Origin of the sequence: Thermophagus sp. OGC60D27 (assembly GCF_052400625.1) — a bacterium.
Lineage (GTDB): Bacteria > Bacteroidota > Bacteroidia > Bacteroidales > Marinilabiliaceae > Thermophagus.
Genome location: NZ_JBQTGH010000009.1, coordinates 102155 through 119002, shown reverse-complemented (window position 1 = coordinate 119002; position 16848 = coordinate 102155). Strand labels below are relative to the sequence as shown.

The 16848-nt window shown below is 38.8% G+C and carries 15 protein-coding genes and 1 tRNA gene; 11 read left to right on the top strand and 5 right to left on the bottom strand.

Translation table 11 applies throughout. The features are described from left to right. Window positions 1-37: 37 nt before the first annotated feature. A complete protein-coding gene (locus ACT29H_RS12355; RefSeq protein WP_444821943.1) occupies window positions 38-907 on the top strand; it encodes a DUF4861 family protein in 870 nt (289 codons plus the stop codon). Between the two features lie 665 nt (window positions 908-1572). On the opposite strand, the gene ACT29H_RS12350 is transcribed toward ACT29H_RS12355, so the two are convergent. Further along, window positions 1573-2292: a DNA-binding domain-containing protein gene (locus tag ACT29H_RS12350; RefSeq protein ID WP_444821942.1), complete on the bottom strand. Its 720-nt coding sequence runs from the start codon at window positions 2290-2292 to the stop codon at window positions 1573-1575. Window positions 2293-2744: 452 nt separating this feature from the next. On the opposite strand from ACT29H_RS12350, the gene ACT29H_RS12345 reads away from it, so the two are divergent. The 3 genes from ACT29H_RS12345 (at window position 2745) to ACT29H_RS12335 (ending at window position 4946) form a co-directional block, all read left to right on the top strand. Then, window positions 2745-3134: a rhodanese-like domain-containing protein gene (locus ACT29H_RS12345; protein ID WP_444821941.1), complete on the top strand. Its 390-nt coding sequence runs from the start codon at window positions 2745-2747 to the stop codon at window positions 3132-3134. Beyond that, entirely contained in the window at window positions 3131-3907 is a 777-nt protein-coding gene (locus ACT29H_RS12340; RefSeq protein WP_444821940.1) for a sulfite exporter TauE/SafE family protein, read from the top strand. The genes ACT29H_RS12345 and ACT29H_RS12340 overlap by 4 nt, the downstream gene beginning before the upstream one ends. A gap of 343 nt (window positions 3908-4250) precedes the next feature. Further along, the gene (locus tag ACT29H_RS12335; RefSeq protein ID WP_444821939.1) at window positions 4251-4946 is read left to right on the top strand and encodes an FAD-dependent oxidoreductase; all 696 of its coding nucleotides are present in this window, start codon (window positions 4251-4253) and stop codon (window positions 4944-4946) included. 99 nt (window positions 4947-5045) lie between these two features. On the opposite strand, the gene ACT29H_RS12330 is transcribed toward ACT29H_RS12335, so the two are convergent. Continuing rightward, window positions 5046-5120 (bottom strand) — tRNA-Pro (locus ACT29H_RS12330). Between the two features lie 535 nt (window positions 5121-5655). Here ACT29H_RS12330 and ACT29H_RS12325 point away from each other — a divergent pair. From ACT29H_RS12325 to trxB, 6 genes are all read left to right on the top strand, one after another. After that, window positions 5656-6258: an RNA polymerase sigma-70 factor gene (locus ACT29H_RS12325; protein WP_444821938.1), complete on the top strand. Its 603-nt coding sequence runs from the start codon at window positions 5656-5658 to the stop codon at window positions 6256-6258. 105 nt (window positions 6259-6363) lie between these two features. Beyond that, a complete protein-coding gene (locus tag ACT29H_RS12320) occupies window positions 6364-6534 on the top strand; it encodes a hypothetical protein (protein ID WP_444821937.1) in 171 nt (56 codons plus the stop codon). A 74-nt stretch (window positions 6535-6608) separates the two neighbouring features. Beyond that, window positions 6609-7586 carry a FecR family protein gene (locus ACT29H_RS12315; protein WP_444821936.1) on the top strand — a complete coding sequence of 326 codons (978 nt, stop codon included), beginning with the start codon at window positions 6609-6611 and terminating at the stop codon, window positions 7584-7586. A gap of 72 nt (window positions 7587-7658) precedes the next feature. Then, the gene (locus ACT29H_RS12310) at window positions 7659-10295 is read left to right on the top strand and encodes a TonB-dependent receptor (RefSeq protein ID WP_444821935.1); all 2637 of its coding nucleotides are present in this window, start codon (window positions 7659-7661) and stop codon (window positions 10293-10295) included. A 143-nt stretch (window positions 10296-10438) separates the two neighbouring features. Continuing rightward, a complete protein-coding gene (locus ACT29H_RS12305; protein ID WP_444821934.1) occupies window positions 10439-11368 on the top strand; it encodes a DUF4249 domain-containing protein in 930 nt (309 codons plus the stop codon). A 606-nt stretch (window positions 11369-11974) separates the two neighbouring features. Beyond that, complete coding sequence (trxB, locus tag ACT29H_RS12300; protein WP_444821933.1) at window positions 11975-12988, top strand: thioredoxin-disulfide reductase; 1014 nt, start codon at window positions 11975-11977, stop codon at window positions 12986-12988. A gap of 165 nt (window positions 12989-13153) precedes the next feature. Here trxB and nadD read toward each other — a convergent pair whose 3' ends face one another. The 3 genes from nadD to ACT29H_RS12285 are packed head-to-tail and all read right to left on the bottom strand — an operon-like array spanning window position 13154 to window position 15242. After that, entirely contained in the window at window positions 13154-13747 is a 594-nt protein-coding gene (nadD, locus tag ACT29H_RS12295) for a nicotinate (nicotinamide) nucleotide adenylyltransferase (protein WP_444821932.1), read from the bottom strand. Between the two features lie 8 nt (window positions 13748-13755). Beyond that, complete coding sequence (gene gmk / locus ACT29H_RS12290; RefSeq protein ID WP_444821931.1) at window positions 13756-14325, bottom strand: guanylate kinase; 570 nt, start codon at window positions 14323-14325, stop codon at window positions 13756-13758. Between the two features lie 41 nt (window positions 14326-14366). Beyond that, window positions 14367-15242 (bottom strand): YicC/YloC family endoribonuclease, encoded by an 876-nt coding sequence (locus ACT29H_RS12285; protein WP_444821930.1) that lies wholly within the window; start codon window positions 15240-15242, stop codon window positions 14367-14369. A gap of 227 nt (window positions 15243-15469) precedes the next feature. Between ACT29H_RS12285 and ACT29H_RS12280 the strand changes: the two genes are divergently transcribed. Further along, on the top strand, window positions 15470-16813 hold the full coding sequence (locus ACT29H_RS12280) for a fasciclin domain-containing protein (protein WP_444821929.1): 1344 nt from the start codon (window positions 15470-15472) through the stop codon (window positions 16811-16813). Window positions 16814-16848: the final 35 nt, after the last annotated feature.

Sequence of the window (16848 nt, the reverse complement as noted above, 5' to 3'; positions counted from 1 at the left end):
AAAAAGAAGATTTTAAGTTTAAACTAATAGAGTAAAAATGAAAAAAAATTTGGTATTTATTGCACTGGTGTTCTTTTGCCTGAGTATTAATGCTCAAAACATGACTGATATCAGTCTTAAATGGAAGGGCAGCACCCAGCAGGAATCTGAGATTGTATCTGAAAGTGGTGATTTGTATCAAAAATTAGCGCATCATGGACCTGCAATTGAGAATGAATGGATGGGGCTTCGACTTTATTTTGATCATAAAGTAGCAGTAGATGTTTATAATAAAACTCGTCCGGGATTAGAACTGGCTGAAGCGGAGTGGTATCCTACCGAAAAGCAACAAAAAGAAGGATGGGGCGCTGATCAGTACAAGGTTGGTTCTACTGTCGGTATGGGGGGCGTCAGATTGTGGGATCCGGTGAAAAAGGAGTCGGTTTTTCTTAATCCTGTATCCAAAAGAACGGCACATGTTCGAAAAGAGGCCAATATATCATATATGGAAATGCTTTCGGAAAATGTTCCATATATGGGTGATTCACTTGATATTTTGGTTCGAGTAACAGTTTTCTCTGGATTTCGGGAAGCGAAAGTTGAAGCCTTTGCCTTTTCCGATAAACCTGTTCATTTTCTAACCGGAATAAACTACCATGAGAAAACCAAAACAAAACAAGGCAATAACTTCATCTGTACTTGGGGAATTCATCCTGAAGATGTGGCCGCCTTTCAAATGAATATTGGTGCTGCCATCATTTATCATCCTGATAATTTTGCTAGCATTTCCAAAAAGAAGGATCAGTTTGAATTGGTTTCAAAACCTTGTAAGTATTTGTCGTTATGGGTTACTTCTGCCTGTGAGAAGGAAGAAGGATTTCCCTCTTATGAGAAATTTGTTGAATATGTTGGGAGTCTTGAGTTGTAATCCTTTATTTCTGTTCTAATGCCCAAAGGACGTTGTTGAGAGATATTGTAGATAAAAAATTTTTCGGATTTGTTTAATGATTGGAACGAAACGAGCATGGCAATTGTTGCCCCCAAAGAATATGGATAAAATTTTTGGTAAGCCATGCGAGTTCCATTCGATCAATAAATACGATAAAATCATTTAACGAATTGAGGCAGGAAGGGACTGTGTCGTAGGTTTTGACCATTGTTAAGTTCGTTTCAGCTACGGAGATGCATCTTAACCATTCAATGTTCAAGCGTTAGGATCGATTTTATGGGGAGTAGTATTCCCATGGTTTATCCAATAGACTTCAATGTTGTGGATGAACACCCATGAGGGTGTCTAAAAGACACCTTACGAGGTGTCTGTCAGACACCCTAAGAGGTCGCAAGCAGACACCTTATAAGGTGTCTGGCCAACACCTTATAAGGTGCTTAAAAAACACCCCCTGGGGTGTCAGGCATTGGCTTTATAAAGGAAGTGGAATCTCCTTTGAAAAGGTGGAGGGTAATACAGTTGTTAGTGGATCTTTGGGGTGGATATTTCTTCCACAAAACGATATTTTGGTATTGCTAAAAAAGGTGACGGGATGGAAATCGTAATTATGAAATTCATCCCGTCTTTTTATTGTCGCAAATATATTATTCAATGTTTACAGCAAACGGCAATACAGCACTTCGTAACTTCTTGTATTGCTTGTTGTTTCTTAGGTATTTTGTTATCAACGACAGTTTATACTGACCCGGGACGAAATAGTCGGGTATGACAAAAAGGATGAGTTTGGGATTATTCAAGGCGATGAATTCATCCGGTATTTTAATCGATTCTCCGGTATCGGTGTTGGTGAAGAAAATGCCTACCTGGTCGGCCTCGCCGGCTATTTTAATACCTTTTCCTCTCAATTCGACCGGACGACCAACCTTCAACTGACCATCAGTGTTGCCCGTTGTTTTATCGACAACGGAAAATAATTGAACGGAAGAATTTTTTTTACCAATAATATGGACTTCGGTATCTGCTAGGGCCGACCGTATAATGGATCCCTGAACGAAAGCAACTTTAACAGCGTGTTGTGCCGGATCCCATATTTTGTCAAGAAATATCCCTTTAATTATGGGCCGCAAAATGGCCAGTCCTATATTCACAATGAATCCGGCAAGCACCAGCTCTGCTACTTTTTTATGGAATCGTTCCACGATGTCCTTGGCCGTGGCTTCGTGTATTTCCATGCCATCTTGCTTCATCATACGGATTACGTCATCGATGGAGACCCTTCCTTTAGTGAGTGGGTAGGCTATGAATGCATTTGGTTTTTGGGTTAGATAGTTTTCACCTAATAATACATTTAAAATCTTTTTCATAATGATGTGTTTAAAAGGTTAAACTTGTCTGTCCCTATTCCGAGGGTATTTTGTGGTAAGTGCCCATTAATCGTTCGTTCTGTTTCTCAGGCCATGGGCCGTCCCCTATCGTTTAGTCGACTTTGGGGCGGGTTGATTGTCTGGGGAATTCATGCAATATTTTTTTCTTCCCGGTTGACTCCGTTTTCCTCTTCCATTTTAATTTGGCCTGACCATTTTATATCGATATTGTATTGGATTGCTGCGGTCTGACAATACAAATTTAATGCTCTATGTTTTAAATTCTACACTTTTTTTTCTTTAACCGGGGAATTAATTTATTGAGCAACAATAAAATTTTTTACGATCGATTTAGTAAGTTTGCCAACTTCCTGGAGACAGCCTGCCATGGTTAAGATGAGGTGGCAGGATGCTGCGCTTCTCCCAATTTAAGTTTTATAATTTTTTTATTGATGAACGAATTAGAAAAAGTAATTAAAGAGATGGATTTCCGGTATTTTGGAATGGGACAGCACAATCTGGATGCAGAAACCTTTTTGGCATCTGATAATACCGTTCTTTTGGATATCCGGGCTAGAGAAGAGGTGGAGACCGTGAAATTTCCTTTGTCGCATTTTTGTGAGGTGTTGGAAATCCCAACCAATGAAGTGCCGGATAGAATAGATGAAATACCAAAAGATAAGACGGTTGGTGTCTTTTGTTCGGCAGGGGTACGCGCGGTTATTATTTTTGTTTATTTGAGGAGTAAAGGTTACAATAATGTAAGGATTATTCCGGGTGGTTATGCCGGTCTGATGGAAGCTGTTAAGCCTGGAAAGCTGTTTAAAAAATTGAACCGATGAGCGAATTGATCCTGTCTGTAATCTTTATGCTCATTGCTTTTTTTATGACCATGACCGGCCGTGGGGGTGGTAATTTTTATGTGCTTACCTTGGTGATTTCAGGAGTGGGAATGAACCTTTCTGCATCGGTAGGGCAGTTTGTTTTAATGTTTTCATCCCTTATGGCTGCGATCCTCTTTAGTAAGCAAAAAATGAATCATTGGAAATTGACGCTATTGCTTGGGGGGATGCTCTTTTTTTCTGCTGTGGCCGGCGGTTTCTTGGGATCATATTTTAATGATCGGGTTTTAAAGGTCACATTTGCTGTGATGATGTTTTTGGCAGCCTTATTAATGCTTCGAAAACCCAACCGAAAGCTGAATATGGATAAGGCGTGGGTATTATTGCTAAAATCAGACGATCAGGTATTTTATGTAAATCTTTTGGTGACAGTGCCTGTGGTGATATTCTCCGGATTTGTTTCGGGGATGGTAGGCGTATCGGGAGGCTCATTTTTGGTTCCGTTGATGCTTCTAACCATGAATGTTCCAATGCATGTGGCCATTGGTTCGTCTACCATGCTGGTTTTTTTATCGGCTGCTGCCGGATTTTTCGGACATCTGGGGGCCGGCGTTTTTGACTTCAGCTTAGCGATACCTTTAGCAATTGGAGGTATAATAGGTGGTTATGCCGGTGCTAAAGTGGCATTGAAATCAAAACCTAAAAATTTGAAGTATCTCTTTGCTGGGACTCAAATTGTAGCATCTGTACTGATGATCTTTAATGCTTGGTAGCTAAATTCTTTTTATCTAGGGACCTCTGCAGAGCGGAGAGAGCCCTTTTTTTGTCTATTTACCGCTAATAATTCATTTTAATATCTTCCGGTTTTTATTTCTTTTACCTGTTTTTTGTAAAGCATTGAAAGCTATTTTTTAAGCTTGGATTCATTGTCGTCTATTAAGGAAATGCTGTTATTGACCAGGTTCAATAGGTGAACAATTGTATAAGATTTCGATTTATTAGAATAGATAACCCTTTTGGTCTAGTAAAAAATGAGGCAAAAGAAACGTTTATTGCCGACGGATTGCGATTCTGTTTATTCTTAAAATCTATCAAAATATAATTCATTAAAAAATTATGCTTTCAAAATTTGTGAGGAGTATTTCAACGCCTATCAGGCTAATCGAAGTCATAGAGGAAGCACCCTCTACCTATACCTTTAAATTCTCTGTACCGGAAAAAATACAATGGAGTCCCGGGGCTTATGCCCATTTTTTGAGCTCGTCTCTTGCAAACGGTGAAAAACTGAAAAAGGAGCTGGTAAGAGAGCTATCCATAATGAGTCATCCGGATGAGAATTTTATCGGTTTTACCACTCGTATCAGGGAAAATCCATCGCAGTTTAAACGAATTATGCTGAATATTAATGTGGGTGATGAAATTCGTATGTTTAAGATGGGAAATCATTTTGCCAAGGCGAAGTTTGAAGATCCCATTGTTTTAATAAGTATGGGCGTTGGCATCGCGACTTTTCGACCGTTGATTCTGGAGCATCTGAAAAAAACTGCGGCAAAAACACCTCTAATCAATATTAATATTGATCGTAGCGGCAATTTTGTTTATCGTAACGAGTTGGATAAATTACCGGACAACAAAATCCATAATTGTATGGTGACCAATAGGGCCGATTTGTATGAACGTATTGATCAGTGTGTCGACAGGAAATCAAAAACTTTTTGTGTCGTTGGGTCAAAAGAGTTTAATAAAGATATTGGTGACTATTTGCTCAAAAAAAAGGTGCCCCAAAAGTCGATCGTTTTCGATAAGCATTAAAAAGCTTGATTGTATGTTATTAATGCTTGTGTTAAGTGGATTATGGGCTTTGAATGCCGTAAAATAAAAAGGGTCAGTATCAAATACTGACCCTTTTTGTCGGGATGGCGAGATTCGAACTCGCGACCCCACGCCCCCCAGACGTGTACTCTAACCGGGCTGAGCTACATCCCGCAATAGTGCCTTGTTTCAAAGACGGTGCAAAGATAAATAAATTGAAGGTTTCAGCAAATAGTGTTGGTGAAAATTATTTCCATTTTACAATTTTTATTTTTTATGTGAAGAGAATGAATTGAGCATGACCAATTAAGATGATCAAAAATGATCATGCATAGAACTTCGTCATGGAGTTCCACTCAACCAATAAGATGAGGAAACTTTATCCGAGTAAACAAGTTTGAAGCGAGTAGTTCTGAAATTTGTATAGAAGAGGATATTAAGGTAATTTTTAGAGTTTTCTTGTCTGCCGAGAAGGTAAAATAATCAGTTTTGGGAAAAAAGAATATTTTGTCTTTGTTAATTATTTATTTTTGTGATTTGGAAGAGATAATTGAATCTTTGAATCAAAAAATAGAAAAGGGTCGGACAGAAGGTTGGTTGTCTTATGAAGTGTTTCATCTTTTCCTTTTGACGAATTAATTTTTAGTCGGGATATAATGAAGCCGACAACGAGAGGTTTGAACATCCAAAATAGAAAATTACAACAGGAATGAAGTCAATGGATAACGAATGGACAGAGCAGGAACTATTACGTGGTATTACCGAAGGAACGGAATCGGCCTTTCGTTATTTGTTTGATAACTATTATCCGATGTTGGTGTCCTTTGCTAACCGCTTTGTTGAAGACTTGGATTCATCAAGAAATATTGTTCAGGATGTTTTCGTTGGATTATACGATAAACGAAAAACCATTCATATACACACTTCGTTGAAGGCTCATCTTTATCAGTCGGTACGCAACCGTGCTTTGAATCAATTGAAGAAAGAAAAAATGGAACGGGAGCACCATGGAAAGATTAGGAATGAAATGGATGAACAGGTTAATAATGATGAGTTGTTGAATCTTAGTGAGCTTGAGGGAAGGATTAGTAGAGTGGTAAACGAATTGCCGGCCAAATGCCGTGAGATTTTTGTCATGAGCCGCCATGAAGGAGTTCCCAATGCAGATATTGCAAAACAATTATCCATATCCAAACGAACCGTAGAGACGCAAATCAGTAATGCGTTGAAGAAAATTAGAACCGATCTTAAAAAACATGGTTATTTGCCTTTTGTTATTTTGATTTTGGGATCGATAGCGTTGTTATTTTGATTCAGTCTAAAATATTTTTTTTGTACGTGTGGCGAATGGGTTGATTGTCTTAGGTAATGTATAAGAACAAATTTGGTTTTGTTAACCCTAAAATACAAGGAAGAAATGGAATTTTTACTTCAAATGTTTGCGGATTTACTGGGTACGCCTTCCACTGAAGAGGTGAACGCCAAAGCAGAAATAGAAAAGGCCAAAGCAGTTCGAGAAGTGACGGTCAATGAAGAAGAAAAGGCTCAGGAAACGTCGGTGATTTTTGGTTCGATACAATTTCATTAACTGGTGGTTCCAATTTAGCTGATGAATGCGAATATGACAGCTATTGCGGTTATATGAGCAAAAAGAAAAATTACATGGGAAAATCAGAAAATATACCAACTGAAACTTTGGTCCGATATTTTTCCGGAGAGATCAACTCTGAGGAGAAATTTCAGCTTGAACAATGGCGACAGCAATCGGAAGAAAATGAAAAGGTTTTTCAGGAATTCCAATTGATATGGAATGCTGGGTGCCGAGTACATCTTCCTAAAGATCTTTTGGAAAGTGATTGGCAAAAAATTCGGAATAGAATTTCTTTGTCGTCACCCAAGAAAGGGAGAGTAGTTTTGCTTGATGCTTTTATGAAGGTGGCTGCCATATTTGTGGTGATGTTTTTAGTGAGTGCCGCATTGTATACTTATTGGAATATTCCCGGATTTGGTCGGTGGACCGCTTTTAAGACAGGAGATTATGTGGATTCGCTGAGACTTCCGGATAATAGTATGGTATATCTTAATAATTACTCTTCTCTGAAATATCTGAAAAATTTTGGAGACGGGAAAAGAACTGTTTCCTTGGATGGTGAAGGTTTTTTTGATGTCCAATCCGATTCGGAGAATCCGTTCAGAATTCATACTCCCGAAGGAGTGGTAGTGGAAGTCTTGGGGACTTCTTTTCATCTGGAAACAGGAAGTGGAGTCGAAAATCTAGAACTCAACGTAACAAAGGGAATTGTATCGTTTAGTTACCGTCATACTTTGAAGCCTGTGGCTGCAGGAAATTCGGCTTTCGTCAAAGATGGGAAGGTGCATGTAGAACCTTATTCAGATAGCAACTTCTTATCCTGGAAGACGGGAAAACTCGTTTTTAAGCAAAGTTCTTTGCAGAATGTCGCCAAAACTCTGTTGGATTATTATGACGAAATAGAAGAAGTAAATGTTAATACGACCAGTGATGTGGAAGTGACTACATCCTTTTCCAATCAGTCGGTTTTAGCGGTCATTGAAGAACTGGAAATACTCTTTGATAAAAAATTCCTGCTAAAAGAAGGTGTTTTAACAATCTCTGACTAATTTCGAGGGATATTTCATCTAATTGAAATTCTCTTGAAATTGACTTCATTCAGAAATAAACATATAGAACGGATGGTGGTTGTCGTATTGATTTATGCGGCAACTATTGTTGTGGGCTCTGCGCAACGAGCTGAAAGTATCCGCTTTGTCATCGATAAGACAAGTGGTTCGACGGTTGAGCTTATTGATCACTTGCAGAAGAAAAGTGGGATTGTGATTAGTTATAGTTCTCGACTATGTCTGAAGGAAAATATTACCCTTTCAAGTGCTGAAAACACTCTTGCCGGTTTCTTAAATGAGATCTTTAAAGATTGTCCTTTTACTTATAGCGACAGGAATAACCGAATCATTCTTCGTCCCTTAAAATTATCCGAACAGAGTTTTACGATCAGAGGATTTGTTAGTGATGAACGAAGTGGAGAACGATTGCTGGGAGCCAATATCTATAATTCTACGCGCGACCAGGGGACAGCAACCAATTTTTACGGGTTTTATAGTTTGACACTTCCCGGTGGTGAAACGGAATTGAATGCTTCTTTTGTGGGGTATAAATCTGCCATCCGACGATTCAATCTTATCAGTGATACCGTTATCAGCTTTAGTTTGAGCCCCAGTGTGGAGTTGCCGGAAATATCTGTGTTAGGTTCGCGGATGCCCAATATGTTTGAAGGCAGTAGTTTTGGCGCCATGCGGGTATCGATGGATCAAATTGTTGATGCACCGGCACTATTTGGCGAACCGGATTTGGTTAGAGGCATTCAAATGCTTCCTGGTATTCAAAGCGGATCAGAAGGATTTTCCGGTCTTTATGTGCGAGGAGGAGGGCCAGACCAGAATTTGGTGCTTCTTGATGATGTTCCGGTATATAATGTAGGACATTTGTTGGGGTTCTTCTCCATATTCAATACAGAGGCCGTAAGCCAGGTGTCTGTGACGAAAGATGGGTTTCCTGCTCGATATGGAGGCCGATTGTCTTCGGTCGTAGATGTGCGTATGAAAGATGGCCGTTCCGACCGGATCGGAGGAGATGTGTCTTTGGGACTGCTTTCATCGGGACTGGCCATAGAAGGGCCGGTGTTTAAAGATAAATCAACGTTTGCAGTCTCATTGAGACGTACTTATATCGATGCATTAGCCGCTCTTTATCAATTGGGCGATGAGGAGAAAACCAATTATTATTTTTTTGATCTCAATGGAAAAGTAAATTATGAGTTTTCCGATCGTAGTAAAGTTTACTTGAGTGCTTATTGGGGGCGCGACAAGTTTTATACTTTGTATAATTTTCGAGATTTTGAGGTTGGTGTTGGTGGTAATCCGGACATACAGGATATTATATCTATCAATGATGAGAGTAATGCTGGTTGGGGTAATTTTACCAGTGCCTTAAGGTGGAACTATATTATAAGTAAACGTCTTTTCTCTAATGTTACTGCAACCTATTCCAATTATCGTTTTTTTATAGGTCTTAAAAGAAATGAGACCGAAGATCGTTCTCTGATATCATTTGAGCAAAAGTATTTAAGTGGAATCCAGGATTTTACTTTTAAAAATGACTTTGAATATTATTCTTCTCCTGATTACACTTTAAGATTTGGGGTGAGTGGTGTATTGCATCGGTTTAATCCCGGTGTTGATATTATGCAAACGACCCCGGGGTATGGAGATTCAGAAGAAACAACGGTAATAGAAGATGTAAGGGTCTCGGGTCAGGAGTATCGAGGGTACATTGAGAATGAATTCACTTTGGGTGCGAAACTATTGGGAAATGCCGGTCTACATACGGCTTTGTTTCTTGGTGAAACCACACCCTATTGGTCCTTTGAACCGAGGGTTTCTTTACGTTACCGATTATCACCCCTTTGGGATTTAAAAGGTAGTTATTCCGTAATGTCCCAGTTTATTCATTTGGTGGGTACTGCCGGTTTTTCTTTGCCAACAGATTTATGGTTGCCTGTAACCGATGAGATCGAGCCCATGCATTCGCATCAGGGATCCTTAGGGGTTAATATTTATTTTAGAAAAAGAAATAAGTTTATTCTTTCTATTGAAGGTTATTTGAAGTCGTTTGAAAATATATTAGCATATAAGGAGAGTACGGGATTTTTTGATTATAGTACAGCGTGGGAAGATAAACTGACATCCGGGCGTGGGGAATCGTTGGGAGGGGAAGTCCTTTTACAGAAAAACAGAGGGAAAATAACCGGATGGGTGGGATATACATACTCCCATACCACTAGTTTTTTTGATGGTTTGAACGAGGGAAAGTCGTTTCCCGGTCGCTATGATCGGCGTCATGATGCGAGTATTTTTATGAATTATCGAATAAATAGCCGAATTACCGGCAGTTTAAATTGGATGTTTGGTTCCGGAAATCCTGTTACCATCTCTGAAGAAAAGTATTTTGCCCCCACACTTCCTTTTGATGAGGCTTCAGAATTTGGCTATTCTCAGAGTGTAAAATCCATAAATAATTATCGGATGCCGTCATTTCATCGCCTCGACCTGGGAATAAATTTTAGTCAAAAGAGAAGCAGAGGAAAACGAATTTGGAGTTTTGGGTTGATAAATGCCTATGGACATCAAAATCCTTTCTTGTTGTATTTTGGTGAGAAAGATGATGCCCCGGAAGGATCAGCATTGAGGGAATTGCGGCAGTTGAGTCTTTTCCCGTTTCCAATTCCTTATGTCAAGTATTCCTTCAAATTTTGATTGAATTGGGATTTCTTGTCATGCTATTGGGAAACCGTTAAATTATAAAAACCGGGCTTGGATAGAAGAGATGGCCTAAATCGTTTGTGATTAACGCCAAATTTGTAGGTTCCATTCAAAATTAAATATTAATCAATAAAGTAATGACCCCAAACAGAGTAGTTTATATTTTGACGATAGTGGGAATGCTGTTTTTCGGCTGTGAAAAGAGTTTGAAAGTGGAATTAGAAGAAAAAGGAGGGAATCTGGTGCTGTTTTCGTTTCTTAACCCGGATTCTGCATTCAATGTGCATTTGAGCAAAAGTGTCAGCTTTTTTTCTATTGACGATTTTGAACGTGTTTATGATGGAAACATTACGGTTTATAAAAATGGAAAATTGGTAGATGATTTTATCTTTCCATTTGATCAGACCTGGGCCTATCGTGAAGACATTGGGATTTCCTATGGTGATACTTTTAGGATAGATGCTTATGATAGCAAGGGCAATAAGGCTTCTGGCGAGACTGTTGTTCCGCACCCTGTTTCGATGGTAATTAAAGATACGCTTAAGGTGGTGAAGAATGATCTTGGATTGGGATTAGATAGTTTACTAGAGTGCCATCTAATAATTCCGGACCCTAAGGCGGTATCCAATTATTATCAATTACTGGTATTTGAAGAAATTTGTAGCATTGGGCAAAATGATACCATTTGTAAACGAAATAGGATTGACTATTCCAAGGTTGATAAGGTCTTTTATGTACGGGATCAGGAGGGAAGTTTGATTGGAGGACTGGATTTTGAAGGCTGTTTTTCGGATTATTTGTTTAATGGTGAAGATTATGAATTAATTCTTTATATTCCTAATCAGTATATATTACCTACAGATTCACCTAATTCAAAGAGACGAATTGTTTTTATGCTCCTGTCACATACGAGACAGTATTTTGATTATTTTCGTAGTCGGATAATTGCTGAATTTGGCTATGATCTTCCTTTATTGGATCCGATTCTCATTTTTAATAATGTAGAGGGTGGTCTTGGGGTAATTTCTGCATACAGCATTTCATCCTGTTCATTAGATTTACCTTGAAATGATTTATTGAAGATTTCATTCGGTTGGACCGGGATTGCAAAAAATTAGAGGATACATAAAATTGCGTTGTAGAAGTTCGATTGGGCCAATAGATTATATGCGGATGAAACGAGCACGACCAAGGAAGTTGGTCGCAATAAGAGTATGTATCAACTTACGGTTATGCGAGTTCTAACAGGCCAATGAATAAAATAAATTTTATACTGATGAAAAATTGACAGATGAAGATGTCTCAATGTCATGAGCCGGATGAATAATTTTTTTGTTTTTTTGATTTTCTATGTCAAAAATGCGGAGCGGAGAAAACAAAAAATACTGAAAACTGGTTTTCTTTAGCAGTTTTGAATCTGGGATGTATTTGGCGGATATATAAATGGTAATGCATGGTATGTTTGATAGGTGTTAGCATTGATTAATTTTAATGTAGGAGAACTCACGTCAAACATACCTTTAAACCAGCATGATTAAAGCGTTTGCTATAATAATTTAGCAAAGTTGAAGGGATCATCAATAACCTTAATTTTTAGTTTGGTATTCTTTTTGAAATATGGAGACATCTCGATATTTAAAGTGATAGAATAATCTATAAAATAATTATATACTATGGCATTATTTGAAAAAATGGACAATTTGGGGGCAGACAAACCCGAACAACAAAACAAAACTGGAGAAATAACCGATGTTGAAAAAACAAGGGTTTTGATTGTCGGGTCAGGTCCTGCTGGTTATACAGCCGCCATATATGCGGCCAGGGCGAATTTAAAGCCTATGTTATATGAAGGTCTTCAACCGGGTGGACAGTTGACTACCACCACAGAGGTTGAAAATTTCCCCGGATATCCGGAGGGTGTCACAGGACCTGAAATGATGGAGGATTTGAAAAAGCAGGCAGCTCGTTTTGGTACCGACATTAGGTTTGGAATGGCGACTAAGGCCGACCTGTCAAAACGACCCTTTAAGATAACCATTGATGATAATAAAATCATTGAGACAGAATCGCTAATTATTGCGACCGGAGCAACAGCCAAATATCTTGGTCTTGAAGATGAAAAGAAATATTCTGGTTCAGGTGTTTCTGCCTGTGCCACCTGCGACGGTTTCTTTTACAAAGGTAAAGACGTGGCTGTAGTAGGAGGAGGAGACACTGCTTGCGAGGAAGCTACTTATTTGGCAGGGATTGTCAACAAAGTTTATATGATTGTACGACGGGATGTTTTAAGAGCCTCTAAAGTGATGCAAGAGCGTGTTTTTAATACCCCCAATATAGAAATACTGTGGGAGCATCAGACTAAAGGGTTGTTTGGCGACGGTGTTGTAGAAGGGGCACTCTTGGTAAAGAAAAAAGGTACACCTGAAGAGGAAGAAGTGAAACTAAAAATTGATGGATTCTTTTTGGCTATTGGCCATAAGCCGAATTCAGATATATTCAAAGATTATCTGGAAACAGATGAGGTGGGATATATTAAAACACAACCCGGATCCACTAAAACAAATGTCCCTGGGGTATTTGCCTGTGGTGATGTCCAGGACACAACTTATCGGCAGGCAGTGACGGCGGCAGGGACTGGCTGTATGGCCGCTATAGATGCTGAGCGGTGGCTTGCCGAAAATTCTTGATGTTAAGCCCTTTTGATACTGGAATACGAAAATAATTCAATAAAGAATTGACAAAATGTAATCTTTAAGTTGTGTCGGTTAAGATTCTATTTCCAGTGACTTGAAGCTCTTAATAAATGAGTTTTAATGATATGAGAGTGAAAAAAGAATGATTAAATCCTTTTTTCACTCTTTTTTTTGTTGATAAAGCCGGTGTTGTAATATATAGTCATAGACTCCGGCGGGAAGTAGAAATCTCAGATTTTTCTTTTCTTTTAAACCTTTTCTTATGAGAGTGGACGATATGTCCAACATGGGAGCATTAAGAACATTGACTGATTTAGGCAGGGCAATCACAGCTTTTTCGATAGGATATTCAGGTCGGGGGTAGACCAAGAGGGAATGTTCTTGAAGCAGTGTACGGAAATTATGCCAACGATCAATATTTATCAGGTTATCACTTCCGATGATTAATGAGAAATCATGGGTAGGATGAAGTTCATTTAATCTTTGCAACGTGTTTAGGGTATATGAAGGAACTGGCATGGAAAATTCGATGTCAGAGCTCTTAAATCGGGGCTCTGCATTAATTGCAAGATTGGTCATTGCCAAGCGGTGTTGGGCAGGTGCCAAATCTTCACTGTTTTTTAGAGGATTTTGCGGACTGACTACAAACCAAACTTCATCGAAGGGGGCATATTCCAAAACATAATTGGCCAAGGCCAAATGGCCTATGTGAATGGGGTTAAAAGAACCGAATAGGAGGCCTGTTTTCTGCATCTATTGTTCTATTTGAGTGAAATAAATTTATTCACCAGCATTTCAGCTTCTTCATAGGCTACTTCTAGTTGATCGTTTACGATAATTTGATCGAAAAAACGTGCATAGCCAAGTTCTTTTTCTGCTTTTGCCAAACGTTTCTGGATGATAGCGATGCTGTCTGTATCCCGGTTTTTTAATCGTTTTTCCAACTCATGCAATGACGGTGGCTTAATAAAAATAGCCAGAGCTTCTTGTCCATATTGCTTTTTGATGTTGGTTCCTCCCACCACATCTACATCAAGGACCGCCACTTTTCCTTCTGCATTTATTCGGTCTATTTCGCTTTTTAGTGTTCCGTAATAAGTACCCTGATAAACTTCTTCCCATTCAAGAAATTCACCATTGTTAATTTTCTTTCGGAATTGTTCGGTAGGTAAAAAATAGTAATCTACGCCGTCTTTTTCATTTTTTCTTGGGGGGCGATTGGTCGCTGAAATGGAAAAAGAAAGCCTGGGTATCTTTTGCATTAGTTGACGAACAATCGTTGTTTTACCGGAACCTGAGGGAGCTGAGAATATGATGATTTTTCCTGCCATAAGCATCCATTGATTAATCTAGAAAGTAGCTTGGGTTAAATTTACAAAATGTTGAGAATTTGTTCCTTTATCTTTTCCAGTTCATCTTTCATCTTGACAACAATTCGTTGAATTTCCGAATCGCTGGCTTTGGAGCCGAGGGTGTTGATCTCTCTTCCCATTTCCTGCGAAATGAACCCCAGCTTTTTGCCAACAGGACCTACTTCTTCTAAGGTTTCATTAAAATAGTTAATGTGATTTTTAAGCCTGGTTTTTTCTTCTGATATGTCTAATTTTTCGAGATAATAAATGAGCTCCTGCTCAAAGCGGTTTTCATCTACACTACCGTTGAGCTTCAAATTCTCCAGATTTTCTTTAATCCTGTTTTTTATCTTTTCTGCTCTTTGTTTTTCAAAGGTTGCAACTTCATCAAGCAGCTTCCTAATGCTTTGGTTGTGGTGCTTTACATCTTTCAACATGGCTTCACCTTCCTGTATTCTGAACTCATCCAATTGCTCAATTGCCTGTTGAAAACTTTTTTGAACAGCAATCCATTCTTCATCATCAAGTTCCGGCTGAGCCGATTTCATGGTGTCGGGCAAAGGCATGATAATACGTAAAAAATCTGTATTGTCGTTGATGCCTAGGTTTTTCGCAACAGATTTAAGCTGGCTGTGATACGCCCGGATGACATCTTCATTAATTTGTGAAATTTTATCCGGCATCATCGATTCCACATTAAACGTGATATCGATTTTTCCTCTTCTTAATGTTTGACCAATAATGCTTCTGAGGGCAAGCTCTTTTTCCTTATAGTGATTCGGAATACGGATGTTGACGTCCAGTTGTTTGCTGTTTAATGCTTTGATTTCTATTATTATACGTTTGGTTGGGAGTTGGCAAACAGCCTTCCCAAAACCTGTCATGGACTTTATCATTGAAATAAATTATTGATTGATGTTTAGGCATGCAAAGTTAGCTATTAACTAGCAATAAAGTTTTATTGGCCTTCGATATTTTAGGATTTGGCCTGATATCCTTTCTTGGAATGATTCTTTTAAATCCAGGATTGACTAATATATTTTAAAAAAAAATGAACAAAATATTGTTCTCTCTGTTTATTATTTGTGTTTAGTCTAAATTAATTAAATTAAAACCAAGGGCCATGAAAAAGTTGAGTTTAAGAATGTTGATTTTATTAATTGGGGTGTTAATGGTTGCATCATGCGACAAAGATGATGACAAAAAAGATATAATCCCAGTTAAGAGTAATACTATTGTGGATGTAGCCTCTTCCGATGATGATTTTTCTGTGTTGGTAGATGCGTTGGTCTTGACGGGTTTGGATGATGTCCTGGCCGATAAGACCGCTGAGTATACGGTGTTTGCTCCCACCAATAATGCTTTCGAGAGTTTGTTGACCGAGTTGGGTTACGAAGAGTTGGAAGATATCCCAACGGCGACTCTTACCAGTGTACTTTTATATCATGTTTTGGATGGTGAAGCAGTCGCAGCTGAAGTACAAACAGGATACTACAGTACAAAGGCTAACGGTCCCGAAGAAAATTATACTTTATCTATGTATGTGAATATGGATGAGGAAATGATTAACAGCCGTGCCACCATAACTACTACAGATATAATGGCGGACAATGGAGTCATTCATGTTGTGGATAAAGTGCTTTTGCCATTATCACTATCGGGGCATGCTGCCGTTAATAGTGCTTTTTCCATCCTGGATCAAATCGTAACCAAAGCCGGATTGACTGAAACGCTTAATAATGAAGCCTTAAGTTTTACGGTGTTTGCACCTGTTGATGCTGCTTTTGTTGAGTTGTTTACAAATCTGGGCTTTACTTTGGATGATCTGTCTGCAGAAGATTTAACACCCATTTTGCTTTATCATGTCTTAAATGGATTTACTGGCTCGTCGGAACTGGTGTCCGGTTATCTTTCGACCCTTAGTCAGGTGGGGGATGAGACCGTGAGCCTGCAGGTTAGTGTTGGGGAAACTGTTATTCTTAATGGGAATAGTAATGTCATAGTTACGGATGTAGTTGCGACCAATGGAATTATTCATGCTATTGATGAAGTATTGATTCCTCCTGCACTTGTAGATTTAGCTCTGGACAATTCAGATTTTTCTTATCTGGTTGAAGCTTTGGTAAAGGCAGACTTAGTGGAAGCCTTAAGTGCTGAAGGACCCTTCACTATATTTGCACCAACCAATGCTGCTTTTGAAGCGTTATTTGAAGCATTAGATGTTTCTGGGTTAAGTGAGATTGATGAGACCACTCTTGAAGCGGTGCTACTTTCACACGTTATTAGCGGTCTTTATTTGTCAGAAGATTTATCGAACGGGACCATTCAAACGCTTAATGCTGAGAAGATGTTGTCTATTAATGTCGATAATGGCGTCGTAATCGATGACGATATTAATGTTGTTTTGGCGGATATAAAAGGGACTAATGGCGTCGTACATGTTATTGATAAAGTTATCGTTCCCTAATAAAGGTCGATTGAAATAGGACAAAGGGGCTTCCT

Excerpts from the sequence above, each read along its gene's own strand:
- ACT29H_RS12355 (WP_444821943.1), top strand. The coding sequence starts at position 38 with ATGAAAAAAAATTTGGTATTTATTGCACTGGTGTTCTTTTGCCTGAGT.
- ACT29H_RS12350 (WP_444821942.1), bottom strand. The coding sequence starts at position 2,292 with ATGAAAAAGATTTTAAATGTATTATTAGGTGAAAACTATCTAACCCAA.
- ACT29H_RS12345 (WP_444821941.1), top strand. The coding sequence starts at position 2,745 with ATGAACGAATTAGAAAAAGTAATTAAAGAGATGGATTTCCGGTATTTT.
- ACT29H_RS12340 (WP_444821940.1), top strand. The coding sequence starts at position 3,131 with ATGAGCGAATTGATCCTGTCTGTAATCTTTATGCTCATTGCTTTTTTT.
- ACT29H_RS12335 (WP_444821939.1), top strand. The coding sequence starts at position 4,251 with ATGCTTTCAAAATTTGTGAGGAGTATTTCAACGCCTATCAGGCTAATC.
- ACT29H_RS12325 (WP_444821938.1), top strand. The coding sequence starts at position 5,656 with ATGAAGTCAATGGATAACGAATGGACAGAGCAGGAACTATTACGTGGT.
- ACT29H_RS12320 (WP_444821937.1), top strand. The coding sequence starts at position 6,364 with ATGGAATTTTTACTTCAAATGTTTGCGGATTTACTGGGTACGCCTTCC.
- ACT29H_RS12315 (WP_444821936.1), top strand. The coding sequence starts at position 6,609 with ATGGGAAAATCAGAAAATATACCAACTGAAACTTTGGTCCGATATTTT.
- ACT29H_RS12310 (WP_444821935.1), top strand. The coding sequence starts at position 7,659 with ATGGTGGTTGTCGTATTGATTTATGCGGCAACTATTGTTGTGGGCTCT.
- ACT29H_RS12305 (WP_444821934.1), top strand. The coding sequence starts at position 10,439 with ATGACCCCAAACAGAGTAGTTTATATTTTGACGATAGTGGGAATGCTG.
- trxB (WP_444821933.1), top strand. The coding sequence starts at position 11,975 with ATGGCATTATTTGAAAAAATGGACAATTTGGGGGCAGACAAACCCGAA.
- nadD (WP_444821932.1), bottom strand. The coding sequence starts at position 13,747 with ATGCAGAAAACAGGCCTCCTATTCGGTTCTTTTAACCCCATTCACATA.
- gmk (WP_444821931.1), bottom strand. The coding sequence starts at position 14,325 with ATGGCAGGAAAAATCATCATATTCTCAGCTCCCTCAGGTTCCGGTAAA.
- ACT29H_RS12285 (WP_444821930.1), bottom strand. The coding sequence starts at position 15,242 with ATGATAAAGTCCATGACAGGTTTTGGGAAGGCTGTTTGCCAACTCCCA.
- ACT29H_RS12280 (WP_444821929.1), top strand. The coding sequence starts at position 15,470 with ATGAAAAAGTTGAGTTTAAGAATGTTGATTTTATTAATTGGGGTGTTA.